Origin of the sequence: Bradyrhizobium sp. CCGE-LA001 (assembly GCF_000296215.2) — a bacterium.
In the GTDB taxonomy this organism is placed as follows: domain Bacteria; phylum Pseudomonadota; class Alphaproteobacteria; order Rhizobiales; family Xanthobacteraceae; genus Bradyrhizobium.
Genome location: NZ_CP013949.1, coordinates 641389 through 657173, shown reverse-complemented (window position 1 = coordinate 657173; position 15785 = coordinate 641389). Strand labels below are relative to the sequence as shown.

Below are 15785 nucleotides of genomic sequence, written 5' to 3'. Positions count from 1 at the left end.
GCGCGTGCCACAGCCATTTGTCGATGCGCTGCCGCTCGGTCGTCGCCTTATTCCTTTTGACGCGTTTTCTTCACGCGAACCGCTCCGCACTTCGCTTGAAAACGCTATGTTACTCCTTCCGCCCCGAGAGCTGCTCCTTCAGCGCGGCGAGCTTGGCGAAGGGCGAGTTCGGATCGGCGGGACGATCGCGCTCGCGCGGGTTCGCGCTCGAGGCGTAGGGACGCAGCGAGGGTCCGGACTCGCGATCGCGACGATCACGGCCCTTGTCGCGGTCGCGGCCACCGCGGTGCTCGCGACCCTTGTCGCGATCGCCGCCGAACTTGCCCTTGTTGTCGCGGTTGCGATCGCGGTCCTTGTCGCGGTCCTTGCCTTCGAACCGGCGATTCCTGTCGTCGCGGCCTTCGGGACGCGGTGCGCTTTCGCTGCCGCCTTCGCGGCCTTTACGGAAGTCTTTGCGATGACCGCCATGACGATGGCGCTCTCCGCGCTTCTCGCCATCTGCGGCTTCGCCGGGCGCGGCGCTCGCCGCAGCACCGGCTTCTGCTCCGGCCTGCTGACGCTGATTGTTGTGATGACGCTGGTGGCGATGGCGCTCGTGGCGCGGCTTGCGGTCCTCGTGGCGGCCGCCGGGGCGCCAGACTTCGACCAGCTCCGGCTCTGCCGGCGTTGCCGCAGCCTCCGTCGCCACAGCCTCGGGCGCGGCCGCGTCGGGCGATGCGGCGGCTTCCACCGCCGCGGTCTCGGCGGCAGCGGCTTCGAGGCTGGCAGGCTCAGCAGATGCAGCAGCCTCTTCGGCAGGCGGCGCGATGCCGGGAGCATCTTCGGGCGTGACCGGAGCTTCAGACGAAACCTCCACTACCGGCTCCGCGGGCGCGGCTTCGTCCTGCGGCTCCATGCCGGGCGCGTCTTCGACGGTGACGGCTTCCGCGGCCGCCTCGGTGGCTGCCTCGTCCGGCAGGCCGGCAACGGCCTCGGCCGCAGTCTCGGTTGACGTCTCGCTCGACGCCTCCGCGCTGCCTTCGGCCGGCGGCGTCTCTGCCGCGACGGTCTCAGTCACGACCTGCTCGGCCACGACAGGCTTCGGCGGCAGCGGCGGACGCTTCTCCATGCGATACCCGAGCGCGCGCAGGACGGAGGCGAAATCTTCGCCGGCAGAACCGGTGAGCGAGGTCATCGCCTGCGTCACCACGAAGCTGCGGCCGTCGAATGCGCCGGCGGGCTTCTCGCCGGGCGAGTTGTCGCGCCAGGCCAGCGCCGGGCGGATCAGATCGGCCAGGCGCTCCAGAATGTCGACGCGCACGGCGCGCTCGCCGGCCTGCTTGTAGCCGAGCACGCGATAGGCATCGCGCGGCAGGGCCTTGTCGACCGGGAACGAGGTGCGGCCCGACGAGGCCAGATGCTGCGCGCCCGAGAGCGAGGACAGATCGACATTGTCCTGCTTCAGGGCCCACAGAAGCGCGGCCAGCGCACGCGCGGCGGGCTTCAAGAGGCCAGGGAAATAGATGTGATAGGCGCCGAAGCGGACGCCATATTTGCGCAACACCGCGCGCGAGGGTTGATCGAGATCCTTCAGCTCGTTGGCGATCTTCGGGCGTTCGAGCACGCCGAGCGCCTCGACCAGCTGATAGGCGATGCCGCGGGCGATGCCGGTGACATCCTCGGCCTTGCTGAGCTCGAACATCGGCCCGAGCAGCTTCTCGATATGCGTCTTGAGCCAGAGCTCGAGCCGCGCCTGCACCTTGTCGCGCGGGGCGCCGGTCAGCCGCTCGTCGGAGATGATGCGGATGCGCGGATGCAGCGCCTCCTCCGCGGCAGACAGCCGCGCCACGGCATCGCCGGTCCAGCGGATGATGCCTTCCGAGGTCAGCACGAACTGCTCGTCCGGCGCATTGCCGAGCTTCTCGGCACGCGCATTGATCTCGCCGGCGAGCACCGCTTGCGCTGCAGCCTGCAAGGCTTTCGCATCGGAGCCGGCCTCCGCCGTGTCCGGTGCAAAGGTGAAGCCGTCGAGGCGGCCGATGACATGGCCTTCGACGATGACTTCGCCGGTCTTGCCGATTTCAGTATTCAAGCTCGTGTTCTCCCGCAGGCGGCGCATCAATACACTGGTCCGGCGATCAACGAAACGCTCAGTCAAGCGTTCATGGAGCGCATCCGATAATTTATTTTCGACCTCCCGCGCGATCCCCTGCCAGCGTTCGGGGCCTTTCAGCCAGTCCGGGCGGTTGGCGACGAAGGTCCAGGTGCGGATCTGCGCGATCCGGGCCGACAGCGTGTCGATGTCGCCGTCGATGCGGTCGGCCTGGGTGATCTGGGCCTCGAACCAGGAATCGGGGATGCAACCCTTCCGCATCAGGAAGCCGTAGAGCGTCGTGACCAGCTCGGCATGGGCGGCCGGCGACAGCTTCCGGTAATCAGGGACCTGGCAGGCCTCCCACAGCCGCTCCACCGCCTCTTTGCCATGCGCGATATCGCGCACCTCGCCGTCGCGGGCGGCGTGATCCAGCACGCGCATGTCCTCGGCGATCGGCGCACGCGTCAGCGCCTCATGATCGGGGGCGAGGTTCAGCGAGACCTGGAGCGCGCCGAGCGAGGAGAAATCCAGCTTCGAGTTGCGCCATTGCAAAACCTTCACGGGATCGAAGGTGTGGTTCTGCAGCGCGTTGACGAGCTCGGGCTCGAACGGCGCGCAGCGGCCGGTGGTGCCGAAGGTGCCGTTGCGCGTGGCGCGGCCGGCGCGGCCGGCGATCTGCGCGAATTCGGACGGGGTGAGGCGGCGGAACTGATAGCCGTCGAACTTGCGGTCGGAGGCAAAGGCGACGTGATCGACGTCGAGATTGAGGCCCATGCCGACGGCATCCGTGGCGACGAGATAATCGACGTCGCCGTTCTGGAACATCGCGACCTGCGCATTGCGTGTGCGAGGGCTGAGCGAGCCCAGCACCACGGCGGCGCCGCCATGCTGGCGGCGGATCAACTCGGCGATGGCGTAGACCTCGTCGGCGGAGAACGCGACGATGGCGGTGCGGCGCGGCTGGCGCGTGATCTTGCGGTCGCCGGCAAATTCCAGCTGCGACAGGCGCGGCCGCGTGATCATGGACACGCCCGGCAAGAGGCGCTCGATGATCGGGCGCATCGTGGCGGCCCCGAGCAGCAGCGTCTCGTCGCGGCCGCGGCGATTGAGGATGCGGTCGGTGAAGACGTGACCGCGTTCGAGATCGCTGGCGATCTGGACCTCATCGACGGCGAGGAAGGAGACGTCGAGGTCCCTAGGCATCGCCTCGACGGTCGAGACCCAATAGCGTGGATTCTTCGGCTTGATCTTCTCCTCGCCGGTGACGAGCGCGACGCTCTCCGCGCCCGCGCGATCGGCGATCTTGTTGTAGACCTCGCGCGCGAGCAGGCGCAGCGGCAGGCCGATCATGCCGGAGGGATGCGCGAGCATCCGCTCGATGGCGAGATGGGTCTTGCCGGTGTTGGTCGGCCCGAGCACCGCAGTGACGCCGGCGCCAGGCACTCGATCGTGAAGGGCGCGCTCGGAAGCGAAGGGGGAGGGAGAGAAAGCCATGTCTGGGGGATTAGGTAGTGGCGATTTGGGCGAATGTCAGTGCTGTTTTGGGGCGATGGGGTGCACGGCGCCGCCCATGCGCACCGCTGTCATCGCCCGGCTCGACCGGGCGATCCAGTATTCCAGAGACGGCAGTGATTGAGCCGAGAAGCCGCGGCGTACTGGATGCCCCGGTCAAGCCGGGGCATGACGGCGGAGAAGGTGGCACCCCTCTCCAATCCTCGCGCAACTGTCTCACTTTGCGACGCTTTTCCCGTTCGCCTTAAGCTTCGGAACGACTCCGGAACGAATCGCGGCCGAATCGCTGACTCCCCTCGGAATCCCGTTCCGTTCACGCAACATGTCGCGGGACTCGTGTTGGTTGCGCACTAGATGGAGGTTTGGGCTGCCGTACAAGCGGCTCGATCCGTTAAAGCTGGGGACGGCGCGGAGTCGAATCAGAATCGGGGAGGAGTCAAATGGATTCCTAGCCGGCCGCTTGCTCAGCCGTCATGCCCGGGCTTGGCCCGGGCATCCACGTGCTTGTCGCACGAAGACCGTGGATGGCCGGGACAAGCCCGGCCATGACGGGCCGAAAGCCGACAACACGTACGAAAACAACCCCATGCACAGTAGGGAACCCATTGATTTTGCTTGATGTCTTTTACCCTCACCGAGGGACCCTCCAGGGAGGGTAAGATCACTGCGTCTTGGCGACGCGCGGGGGCTGGGGGGAGGTGACGAAGCTGGTGGCTTCCAGCATGGCGGGGCCGAGCGGGGTCGGCACTTTCAGCCAGAACGGGACCAGGATGCGCGTGCCGGCGATCGGCGCGAACGCGATCTCCATGTTGCGCTGGGCGGCGAGGTATTTGATCACGGGGCGATCGGGGATGTAGCCGGCGACGGGCACGAAATAGATCGAGCAGACCACGACCGGGCCCTTATAGCCCTTCTCCGCCTTCACGCTCTCCATGCGCTTGAAATCGAGCTTGAGCTCGTAGCGCATGCGGCCGTCGAACACGGGCGCGGAGTTGTGGCAGGCGTCAGGCGAGACAGGATCGCCGGTGCCGGGCACGCGCAGCAGCGAGGCCGTCATGGGGTCCCACACGCCGCGGCGATGCGCATCGGTGACGACGATGCGATCGGGATCGACCGGCGGCTCGGGCAGGATCGAGAATTCCTTCACATTGCCCTTGTCGAGCGTGATGCGGATCTCTTCGGTCTTCTTCTGCGTGGTGGTGGAGGCCTGGTAGCCGGTTGCAACCAGCGCGCCATTGACGACGCGCCCCTGGCTCGCGCCGGTGCCGGACCCGCCCGTGAACGACTTCAGCAGCCCCGAGGTGCCGCCGGAGGCCGCGGCCGCGAACACATCGTCCTGGATGTCGATATTCCAGGCGCCCTTGCCGACGGGAATGCCGGCGAGCGAAGCCTCATATTGCGCCTCGAGCTTTCCTTGCGCCGCTGCCGGCGCCGCGCCCCACGCCAAGGCGAGGCCGCACAGGGCCGCGAAGGCCAGCTGGCTGGCCGAGCGCCGGGGCGAGGAAGGGAAAAGAATGGGCACAAAACTTTCCAATCGGGGCGCCAATGGCAGTTACTTAAGCCGAATCCAGCGGCTGGCAATGCGTCCGGGCGCGCGGCCTTCGGAACTCCACCGGATTCTTCCGGTGCGATTACGCCCTTTATGTGATGGTAAGGCGTTCCGATCATTGCCGTTTTGGTGATCGGAGAGGTATCCCTCTCTCCCCCTATTCCACTGTCATGCCCCGCGAAGGCGGGGCATCCAGTACGCCGCGGCCGCTCTGGTCAACCACAGCCGTCTCGGCGTACTGGATCGCCCGGTCCCGGCTTCGCCAAGGCTACGCCGAGGCTCACGGGGGTGCTCGGCTCGCGAAGCCTCGGCGAAGGCGGCAAGCCGGGCGATGACACCGAGGGTGGCGCGAAACTAGCAGCCCCAGCCGCCCCAAATCCTTGACTACCCGCCCCTTCCCCCCTATACGTCCGCCCGCTCCCTGCAAGGACAGAGAATTTGCCCCCCGTGGCGCCCCGAATGGCGGCCGCAACTCGTTGGGGGTTCAGGATAAGGATATTGCCATGTCTCGCCGCTGCGAACTGACGGCCAAGGGCCCCCTCGTCGGCCACAAGGTCAGCCACTCCAACATCAAGACCAAGCGCCGCTTCCTGCCGAACCTCGTCAACGTGACGTTCCAGTCGGAAGCCCTGGAGCGCAACGTGCGCCTGCGCGTCTCCACCAACGCGGTGAAGAGCGTCGACCACAATGGCGGCCTGGACGCCTACCTGCTTAAGGCCAACGCCGACGCCCTGTCGCCGCGCGCCCTCGAGCTGAAGCGCGCCATCCAGAAGAAGGTCGGCCCGACCACCGCGCCGGAAAAGAAGGCGAGCTAAGATTTAAAGAATTGGGCGGGGGCTAAGTTGCGTCGCGTGGCGTAGGCTTAGCCGAGTAAGAGTTTTTGCATTGCGGCCGGATCGAAGATCCGGCCGTTTTTGTTTTTTGACAATCCTGTTGCTCGTAGGTCGCCAGATATTGACACCTTGCCAGATAGTGTGGTGCGCTTCGATCGCTACTTTAACTTGTAGACACTTAAGACATTCCCATGAAAGCTCTTTCGGCTAGCGGCGTTGAGTTCGTTCAGCACTATGCGCCATTGCACTATTTGCCATTCATTGCTCGCTCGCGATCGATTCTGAGCAAGCCCTCGTTGGATGCTGCCGGCTTTAAGTCGACACACCTCCGATCCATGTCGCGCGGCCAAGACGTCGCCCGGGGTTTTGGGTCGTATGCACACATGACCCTCGATCGGCAGCCTCGCATCTTGAAGGCCAAGTTGGGTGCTGGCTTTCCCCACATCGCACTGAGCGTTCCAGTTGCAGCAATAGAAGCAAGCCCCTTCAGCCTTTGCCGTTTCAATGTCGCCATGACGAGATATCTCAAGCGCGGCAAAAAACGAGGCGTTCCCGAATCAAAAACCAATGGGCGCTACTATCTAGGTCATCAAATCCCGATCGCCCGAACCGACGCGGACAAAATGTCCATGCTGGCAAAGCACTTGCCACTGGGCACAATGATAGAAGTCCTCATTCACGGCGACCTGAAACTTCCGGATGACATGACTGTCCTCTGTTACTCGGACGACGATCTAGGGATCGCTCGTACCGTCCTCACTGAGCTGCGAACTCCCTGGAGGACCGAGTTAGCGGCTCCTCCCGGAGAATACCCACGGAGCGCAATTCACGGCAAATCAGTTGACGACTTCATCGCGCAGGCGATGCAAGACCCGGAGTGGCGCGGCAACGGACTTGAATTCGATCGATTACGTTAGCGCCTTCGAAGACGACGAAGGCAAGACGATGAGACTATTGGATCTGTTTTATCGCGCGGCGCCACTTGGCGTTCCAAGCGAAAGTACATTGAGGCTCTAAACATCTAAGCAAATAGATGAGGCGGCAAGTCTCACCCATATTTTTGGAGGGCGACGAATGCGTCAGGTAGTACTGATCAGCGGACACATCTGCACCGGCAAGTCAGAATTGGCTTTCCGCTTGAGTCGAGAGTTTGACTACCACCTGGTCAGCACGAGCAGCGTCATCAAGAACATCGCAAAGCAGCGAGGCCGGCAAGTCGATCGATTGGCGTTACAAGCTTTAGGCGACGAGCTCGATAGAGACACCAATCATCGCTGGCTTCTCGACGAGATGATCGAACAGACGGCAAGACTTGAATTTGAACGGCCTGTCGTCGTCGACAATGTACGTACGTGGGATCAACTTCAGCATTTCCGCACTCATCACGGTTTTCGCGTAGTTCATGCGCACTTATGGGCGCCCAAGAGCGTCCTAGAGCAACGCTACAAGAAAAAGAATGCCGAGCGCCCGGATGAAGCCGATCAGACTTACACGGATGCAGACCTGATCAAGAACGAGAGCGATATAGAGGCATTCAAGCGCGATGCCGACGTGCGTATCAACACTGCACGAACAGATAGCGCAGATACGCTGGTGCGCGTCGCTGCGAGGCTCGGCTTGTATAGCGGACCGGACGTGCGATGTGTGGATGTAATCGTGGGAGGAATGTACGGCAGCGAAGGAAAGGGCCATATCGCCGCATACTTGGCGAGTGAGTACGACATTCTGATTAGAGTGGGAGGGCCAAACGCGGGTCACACAGTTTCTAGTTCATCCGGCGTGTATACATATCACCAATTGCCGTCGGGCGCTCGGGACGCAAAGGCCAAGCTGCTGCTCGGCCCCGGCATGACCATTTTCGTACCCGCACTGCTAACTGAGATAGCAGACTGCGGAGTTACTCCTGAAAGGCTATTTATCGATCCTCAAGCAATGATCATCGAGAATGAAGATTTCTCACAGGAGGAAGAGCTAAAGAAGAATATCGCATCCACTGGCAGGGGTAGTGGTGCGGCGGCGGCGCGCCGAATTCTTCTCAGGAAACCTGGTGCAATCCGATTGGCTCGGGATGTTCCAGAACTTAAGCCCTATGTTGGAGATACAGCTCCATATCGCGGATCGATAGTCGGTCACCTTGAACGAGCATACCGGGACGGCCAATCGATTCTCTTGGAGGGCACACAGGGAAGCGGCTTGAGTATTTTCCACGGCCAGTATCCATATGTCACCTCCCGAGACACGAATGTGGCGGGATGCTTAGCTGAGGCCGGGATATCCCCTTCCCGCGTTCGACGCATTCTCATGGTGGTCCGCCCGACCCCAATCCGCGTCGGAAATCCGGCCGGTGGCAAAGAGACCTCGGGTCCACTCAAGCATGAAGTCACGTTTTCTGAGGTGGCGCTTCACGCCGGTCTCGACCCTAGCGACATCACGAAGCTTGAGATTACGTCCACGACGAAACGTCCGCGAAGAGTGGGCTGGTTTGAATGGGATCAATTTCGCAATGCCTGTGTTCTCAATGCGCCAACAGACATAGTGCTTACGTTCGCTGATTATCTCGATGCGACGAATCGAGATGCGCGGCGCTTCGAACAATTGCATATCGACACAATTAAGTTCATCGAAGAACTGGAACAAGTTTCTCAGTCTCCCGTATCGTTGATCAATACGCGATTTCCGCGTGAGGAAGGACAGAAGATAGACCTTCGCAGCGTCATTGATCGACGCACGTGGCAAACTCACCTCCGGCTATCAGCGAAAAAGGAGGACCAAATTTGAGTGAGAGCACGAGCCGCGCGTGGGGCCTTGGTGCGTCTAATCGGCTTCCATCACTCAGTATTGATGTTTTTGAGGAATACACTGAAATCGGTTGTTTCCGGAACGCGCCTGGCAATGAAGAGGCCAAAGATCGGCACGTCCGGAAAGCGAGCTTCTAAAACGCGCCGCGCGGCAACAAAGTGCGCGCCCGTGGTAATAACGTCGTCAAACACGACAACAGCTTTCGGGACCAACCGACATAGATTTTCATCAATCTGATAACATTCAGCTATCTGATCGGGACCAGGGCGAACGTCAGCGCCATGTGCGGCCTCCATAGTATGCCGCTGCGTGACGAGTTCGCGTATGTCCAGTGGCTGGGCTGCAGGGATCGCTTGCAGCATCCGCAGCATCCGGTCGTCATATAGCGGGTCCCCCTTCTGCTTCGAGGGAGGTATCGGCACTAGTGTAACACTAGCTAATCAATGCGCAGCAATCGCATTTGCAAACGCCTGCCCTACTTCACGTATCGCGCGTTCTTTGTGCTGCCACTCAGGTCGCCCACGACGATCCACTGACTTCTTGAAATTGAGAATGACTTGGTTCGTTGCGCTAAAGCTAAATCCCTTCCTAGCCGTATATTCACCGAGGAATAAACACTGATCCCCTGCACCAAGATAGTGGTGATCTGGGCGGGTCAAATCATCGATCTGAGTAAGCCGGCTAGGAAAGGTGCTCGGAGATGTCGTCATAACTGCGCACTCGGATGGCGCCTTCTTCGGCAAACCGGTGCGGCCAAGTGATGCCCGGCTTGTTGAAACAGCTATCCAAAATAAAGAGCTTTCTCTTCTGCTTCAGCGCATGACGCGCTTGCACAAGCGTTCCCGAGGTCTCTCCCGCTTCTACAATGATCGTGGCCTCAGTGAGAGCAGACATCGTTATGTTTCGTTCCGGAAAAAAAATACGATTCTGCTTTGGCCCCTGGCTCTGCCACCTCTTGATCGGCACCTGCGATATTATCAGAAAGTCTCTTGCAATCGTCTCCTGCAACTCACGATTCTCGGCTGGGTACACTTGGCTAATTGGCGTTCCTAATACAGCGATCGTTCGACCATGCGAGGCGATCGCAGTTTCGTGCGCCACGCGATCAACCCCCTTCGCAAGCCCAGAAACGATCGTGAAGTCGTCCTTCACAAGGCTTCGGACAAGCGTGCGGGTTCGCTTGAGACCATCCTCACTCGGTGAGCGCGTCCCGACGACAGCCACGCAGCGGGAATTAACAAGATCCCACCAGCCCCGGTAATAGAGGACGGCGACGGGGTACTCGGCATCATGCAATCCAAGGGGATACTCCCCCGCGCCTAGAACTCTAACGCCTATGTGCTGGATCTTCGCCTTCGTGAGAGCATCACGAACAACCTCGCCATATCGATCTACCCGCTGCGGCTCGACAAGGTCTGACGGGACGGTGTTCGGTCGCTTATTGAGCTTCTCCGATATAGTTTTGAACGTCGCGCCTGTTTCGTCCCACAGCGCTTCATACGCTCCCATCTCTTTTTGGGGCGAGATGCCAAGCTTGCGATCAGCTGGCGAACCGAGGTCGAGTTCCATCAAGGCTTGTTCCTGTTCTGCACAGCTCAATATCATAGGAACAAAATGAGAACAAATCGTTATTTAGCATCTATCTCACAGTTCGGACGACAAGTCCTGAACCAAATGAACGATCCACTATTTCGTGTGCACTTGGTGGCTATACCCCTACACTTGGGGTGGTCTTCGCCGACCAATTTCCGAACGCCACTTCTTATCGCTACGGACGAGTGGGTTGCGCTCGTTCGCACGTCGACAGTCAAGGGTGGACGTACAACGGCCGCACTGCAGCCGAACGAACGCGAATGAGCCAAGGCGTAAACACCCCGCTCCCCCGTTAACCGTCCATTAACCAACGCAGCCTAGCCTGCGGTAATCGTCCAGCCATCATTAGCTCGAAATGCCTTCCCGGTTCGCTCCAGGAGAAGCGCCGATGTGCGTTGAGTTGTTGACGTATGCCGATCTGGGTGCCCGCCTCGATGTCTCGCGCGAGGCCGCGCGGGCGCTGGCGCGGCGTCGGCGGTTGCCGCGCTCGCGGTCGGCTGACGGCAAGGCCGTGGTGAGCGTCGATCTCACCACACTCCGCTACACGCCCCGCCCGCGACGCGCCCGCCGGACAGACCCGATCGATGCCTCCCTGGCACGGATCGAGGCGGTCAAGATCGAGGTCTTCAAGGCGGAGATCGCGCGGCTCGAGGAGGTCGCAACTGCCTACAGGGCGGTGTTCGAGCGCGAGCGGGAGCGCGCCGATCGCCTCGCCATCGAGCTGACGCAGGCGGCCGCCGAGACGACGGCCGCCAATGCCTGGGCGACACGACTGGAAGACGAAGTGGCGGTTCTGCGCAGCGGTCGCCGCCCCGGCGGCGGGATCGTGGGACAGGCCGCGCTTCGCTTGGGACATCTGGCCGCGGCGATCGTTCAATCAGACCGCGCGGCCCGCAGATAGCACGCGAGACTTTCTCCATCCCCGGCTTGCCGGAGCAATCACGAGGGAATCATGGCTGGCAATATCGATATCCACGAAATGAAGGCCCGCATCGTCGTGTTCGGCGTCGGCGGCGCCGGCGGCAACGCCGTCAACAACATGATCACGGCCGGGCTGCAAGGCGTCGAGTTCGTCGTCGCCAACACCGACGCGCAGGCGCTGGCGATGTCGAAGGCGACGCGCCTGATCCAGCTCGGCACCAAGGTCACCGCAGGCCTCGGCGCCGGCTCGCAACCCGAACTCGGACGCGCCGCGGCCGAAGAGGCGATCGATACGATCCGCGATCAATTGACCGGCGCGCACATGGTGTTCGTGACGGCAGGCATGGGCGGCGGCACCGGCACCGGGGCGGCCCCCGTCGTCGCCCGGGCCGCGCGCGAGCTCGGCATCCTCACCATCGGCGTGGTCACCAAGCCGTTCTACTTCGAGGGCCAGCGCCGCATGCGCTTTGCCGAAGCCGGCATCGAGGAATTGCTGAAGACGGTCGACACCCTCCTGATCATCCCGAACCAGAACCTGTTCCGGGTCGCCAGCGCGAAGACCACGTTCGCGGATGCCTTCGCCCTCGCCGACCAGGTGCTGTATTCGGGCGTCGCCTGCATCAGCGACCTCATCGTCAAGGAAGGCCTGATCAACCTCGATTTTGCCGACGTCCTCTCCGTCATGAAGGAGAAGGGCAAGGCCATGATGGGACGGGGCGAGGCCTCCGGCGAGAAGCGCGTGCTCGCGGCCGCGGTCGCCGCCATCTCCAATCCGCTGATCGAGAACCCCTCGATCAAGCGCGCCAGCGGCCTCATCATCTCCATCACCGGCGGCAGGGATCTCATGCTGTACGAGGTCGACGAAGCCGCAACCCGGATTCGCGACGAGGCCGACCCGGACGCCAACATCATCGTCGGCGCGTCCTTCGACGAAAGCCTCGAAGGCATCGTCCGCGTCTCCGTGGTGGCGACCGGCATCGACAATGTCGACCCGGCGCTCCAGGCGCAGCCGGTGGAAACCGCGCTGACGCAGCTCGCCGGCCGCTTGCGCAACGACGGTCGCCGCATCGCCGATCGCATCGAGCGCAGTGCACCCCTTGCGCAAGCGGAAAGCCCACAGCTCCGCGCCGAGGCCGGTCAGCCCGCAGGGGAACCGGCACGGCCGATCTATGCGCGGCCTGTTGCCGATCGGCCGCTCGATGCCTACGGCCGCGCGATTCCGCGCAATATGGCCGACGAAGACCTGCTCGATATCCCCGCCTTCCTGCGCCGCGCGGCGAGCTGAGCGGGCGCGAGCCGTCTCACTCAATATGTCGTCGGCAAAAGCCGGCGTGCCTGGTCGAAATCGTCATGCCCGTCCCAGTGCCGGGCATCCACGTCTTCGCTATGGCAACAGGAAAGACGTGGATGGCCGGGTCAAGCCCGGCCATGACGAAACGTCTTCAGGCTGCGCAGCGCCGCTTATGCTGCCGTGCTGTGCGGTTTGTCCGCGGCTTCCTTCTTGTCCGTCTCCTTGTCGCGAGACAGCCATGCGGGGAAACGGAGCATGCGATCGTTGGCCTCTTTCGGCGGCTCGATGGGCGGCTCAATGGCCTGGCTCGGAAGATCCAGCATGGCGTGTCCGATCCGCACCGCATCCGCGCGCTGATCCAACTCGCGCAACAGGGGCCCGAGCACGGTATCGATCTCGGTCGCCACCGACACCAGGAAGCTGTTGAGCTCGCGCGCCTCGGGCACGACGGCCGAGGCCTGCTCGACCGCCTTGGAGAGACCATCGACGACAGGTGCAAACGCGCCGGCGGCATGCTTGATTCGCGTCTTGATCGCTTCGATCTCGTTCAGGACGCGATCGCGCTCCCGCCTGCTCTTCTCCTCCGCAAGGCGGGCTTCGATTTCGGCGATCTGCGCCGCGAGCGTCGTGGCTTCGGATGCGAGGGCATCGCGTCGTAGGCGTGCGCGATCGAGATCGCGGCTGAGATTGTCCACTAAATCGTCCTTCCCGAACATTGCTTTGCTCCGTAGGACAGCCGTGACGCTGACAGCCACCCCGTTCAGCGAACGAAAGGCGGCCGGCCGAAATTTCGGTCGCGTCACATGGGCCGACATGGTGACCCCCAGTCGCTCCCATTAGGCGACGGCATGGTTAACAGGTGGTTAATGTCAACAGGTGATGTGCAAATGAGGCACCATGCCGCCAGGGCCGACTTCGTCTCCTCGCCGCCACCGGGTTCCGCTATACTCGCCCGGGTAGCATCACCCGGAGGCGCATCCCATGGAGACCGCAGCCACCACCGACCGCAAGCCCGAGCCCAAACACCTCGTCGTCTGCTGTGACGGCACCGGCAACGAGATCTCGGAGAACATCTCCAACGTCCTGAAGCTGTATCGCTGCCTGCGCAAGACGGACAGGACGCAGCCGCGGCAGATGGTGTTCTACGATCCCGGGGTCGGCACGGTGACGGAGCCGTCGACGTGGCACCGCTGGAAGGCGAACATCAACATGGTGCTGGGGCTCGCCACCGGCTATGGGCTCGATGACAATGTGCTGTCGGCCTATTGCTTCCTGGTTCAGCATTACGCGCGCGGCGACAGGATCTACCTGTTCGGCTTCTCGCGCGGGGCCTACACGGTGCGCGTGCTGGCGGGGCTGATCCACAAGATCGGGCTGATCTCGCCGGAGCAGGCCAACCTCGCAGGCTCGGGCCTGATCGCCTACAAGCAATATTCCGGCACCGGGCGCGGCAACGACGCCGAGGACCTGCAGAACGTCGCATTCGACGAGCAGGGGCCGCTGCCGAAGGACGAATACGACCTTGCCGCGCAGTTCGCGCGCATCACCTCGACGCGCTGGCCGACCATCCACTTCGTCGGCGTGTGGGACACGGTGGCGAGTGTGATCGTGCCGCGCGCCGACCGGGGCTTCCTGCCGAGCCTGGAGGAGCTCGCCTTCACGCTGCGCAACCCCAGCATCAAAATCTTCCGGCAGGCGATCGCGATCGACGAGCGGCGCTGCATGTTCCGCCTGAAGGCGTACGAAGAGCCGCAGGAGTTCTGGAGTAACCGCTATGTGCCCGATGAGAAGAAGGTGCCGCAGGACATTCAACAGGTGTGGTTCGCCGGCGTGCACAGCGACGTCGGCGGCGGCTATCCGGAGGCCGAAAGCGGGCAATCGAAATATCCGCTGCTGTGGATGATCGCGGAGGCGCAAGAGGCGGGGCTGAACTTCAACCCGGCGACGGTGAAGCAGCTTGCCTGGGGCATCCAGCGCAAGAACTCGCCGTTTCACTATGTCGAGCCCGCCTATACCGGCAAGACGGGCACGCTGCACGATTCCATGACGGCGGCCTGGCGGCTGCTGGAGTTCTTGCCGAAGAAGGCCAAGTACCGGGAATGGCCGGCGCGGAAGGTTCATTTCGGCTTCTACATTCCCGATTCCGAGCCGCGCCTCATCCCCGACGGCGCGCATGTGCATGAGAGCGTGGTGAAGCGGATGGCGGTGGAGCCGGAGTATCGTCCGGTGAACATGCCGAAGGATTACGTGACCGTGCCGATGCCGGTGGGGCCGGATGCGGGCCCAGGCAGCGAGGCGGAGCGGATGACGCTGGGCGAGGTTTGAGCGCACGCCTCGTGCTTCGAGACGCTTGCTTCGCAAGCTCCTCAGCATGAGGCTACTCGGCGCCAGCGCCTTAAACTGCGGCCGCGCATTCCGACCTCATCCTGAGGGCCCGCCGAAGGCGGGCGTCTCGAAGGATGTGCCGCGACGACAGCAGTTCGCCCCCGCATGACACCGCGACAATCTGTCTCGCAAGAGATCGGCCCGCTCGCTCCGAGATTGTGATCCGGATCATGCGCATCCGCGCCGCTTCTTCCTATCGTCTGGCGCGAGCCCTTGGAGGGCGGCATCGATCAGGGAGATTTTTCCAATGACGAAGTCCTTTTTTCACGTTGCATCTTTTCCTTCGTTTCGTTCGACGATGATCCGCGCGGGCCTCGCGCTCGGCGTCGCTGGCGCCGCGCTGTGGTCGGCGGCGGCCGAGGCGGCCAACAACAAGCACTACGGCGTGGTGTGCCTGCGCAACGACACCCGCGCCAACATCACCTATTCGCGCAAGGTCGGTGACGGCGGCTGGGAGACGCGCTTCCTCGCGCCGGGCAATCAGTGGAAGATCGCGCACCGCTACGACCACGCCAACGAAAATTCCTCGCCGAAGGTCCATGTGCGATATGACGCCGACGCCACGGGCCGGAAATTCTCGCAGACACGCGACCTGGAGCGCCGCGCCGCGGTCGGCGACACTTGCCAGGAAGCCAACGTCTACGCGTTCCAGTATGAAGCCAGCAACCGCAGCTTCATCTCGCTGGAGCGGGTGAGGTAAGGCGCGGAGGGGGGGCGTGAGGCGGACTCCGCTCTCGCCGCCCGTCATTGCGAGCGAAGCGAAGCAATCCAGGCTGCCTCCGAGGAGGCACTCTGGATTGCTCGGTGGGAGATAGATGCGCGCAAAAA

At 62.7% G+C, this 15785-nt stretch carries 11 protein-coding genes and 1 pseudogene; 7 read left to right on the top strand and 5 right to left on the bottom strand.

Features of this window, described 5'->3' with window-relative positions; genetic code table 11:
* Nucleotides 1–109 precede the first annotated feature (109 nt).
* On the bottom strand, nucleotides 110–3568 hold the full coding sequence (locus tag BCCGELA001_RS03075; protein ID WP_060734596.1) for a helicase-related protein: 3459 nt from the start codon (nucleotides 3566–3568) through the stop codon (nucleotides 110–112).
* A gap of 679 nt (nucleotides 3569–4247) precedes the next feature.
* A complete protein-coding gene (locus tag BCCGELA001_RS03070) occupies nucleotides 4248–5108 on the bottom strand; it encodes a DUF3108 domain-containing protein (protein WP_144441112.1) in 861 nt (286 codons plus the stop codon).
* Between the two features lie 530 nt (nucleotides 5109–5638).
* On the opposite strand from BCCGELA001_RS03070, the gene rpmB reads away from it, so the two are divergent.
* The 3 genes from rpmB (at nucleotide 5639) to BCCGELA001_RS35670 (ending at nucleotide 8746) form a co-directional block, all read left to right on the top strand.
* A complete protein-coding gene (gene rpmB, locus BCCGELA001_RS03065; RefSeq protein ID WP_060734595.1) occupies nucleotides 5639–5950 on the top strand; it encodes a 50S ribosomal protein L28 in 312 nt (103 codons plus the stop codon).
* A gap of 209 nt (nucleotides 5951–6159) precedes the next feature.
* On the top strand, nucleotides 6160–6885 hold the full coding sequence (locus tag BCCGELA001_RS03060; protein WP_008542214.1) for a hypothetical protein: 726 nt from the start codon (nucleotides 6160–6162) through the stop codon (nucleotides 6883–6885).
* A 157-nt stretch (nucleotides 6886–7042) separates the two neighbouring features.
* Nucleotides 7043–8746, top strand: a complete 1704-nt coding sequence (locus BCCGELA001_RS35670; protein WP_083543287.1) for an adenylosuccinate synthetase — start codon at nucleotides 7043–7045, stop codon at nucleotides 8744–8746.
* Nucleotides 8747–8796: 50 nt separating this feature from the next.
* Here BCCGELA001_RS35670 and BCCGELA001_RS35665 read toward each other — a convergent pair whose 3' ends face one another.
* Entirely contained in the window at nucleotides 8797–9129 is a 333-nt protein-coding gene (locus BCCGELA001_RS35665; RefSeq protein ID WP_144441111.1) for a hypothetical protein, read from the bottom strand.
* 319 nt (nucleotides 9130–9448) lie between these two features.
* Complete coding sequence (locus BCCGELA001_RS03040) at nucleotides 9449–10336, bottom strand: DNA-processing protein DprA (protein ID WP_060737457.1); 888 nt, start codon at nucleotides 10334–10336, stop codon at nucleotides 9449–9451.
* Nucleotides 10337–10748: 412 nt separating this feature from the next.
* Between BCCGELA001_RS03040 and BCCGELA001_RS03035 the strand changes: the two genes are divergently transcribed.
* The gene (locus BCCGELA001_RS03035) at nucleotides 10749–11261 is read left to right on the top strand and encodes a hypothetical protein (RefSeq protein WP_008542198.1); all 513 of its coding nucleotides are present in this window, start codon (nucleotides 10749–10751) and stop codon (nucleotides 11259–11261) included.
* Between the two features lie 51 nt (nucleotides 11262–11312).
* A pseudogene (gene ftsZ / locus BCCGELA001_RS03030) lies at nucleotides 11313–12563 on the top strand (cell division protein FtsZ); the annotation flags it as partial.
* A gap of 179 nt (nucleotides 12564–12742) precedes the next feature.
* Here ftsZ and BCCGELA001_RS03025 read toward each other — a convergent pair.
* On the bottom strand, nucleotides 12743–13288 hold the full coding sequence (locus BCCGELA001_RS03025) for a hypothetical protein (protein WP_008542184.1): 546 nt from the start codon (nucleotides 13286–13288) through the stop codon (nucleotides 12743–12745).
* Between the two features lie 265 nt (nucleotides 13289–13553).
* On the opposite strand from BCCGELA001_RS03025, the gene BCCGELA001_RS03020 reads away from it, so the two are divergent.
* Complete coding sequence (locus BCCGELA001_RS03020) at nucleotides 13554–14897, top strand: DUF2235 domain-containing protein (RefSeq protein ID WP_008542183.1); 1344 nt, start codon at nucleotides 13554–13556, stop codon at nucleotides 14895–14897.
* 307 nt (nucleotides 14898–15204) lie between these two features.
* Nucleotides 15205–15657 carry a hypothetical protein gene (locus tag BCCGELA001_RS03015; RefSeq protein ID WP_060734590.1) on the top strand — a complete coding sequence of 151 codons (453 nt, stop codon included), beginning with the start codon at nucleotides 15205–15207 and terminating at the stop codon, nucleotides 15655–15657.
* Nucleotides 15658–15785: the final 128 nt, after the last annotated feature.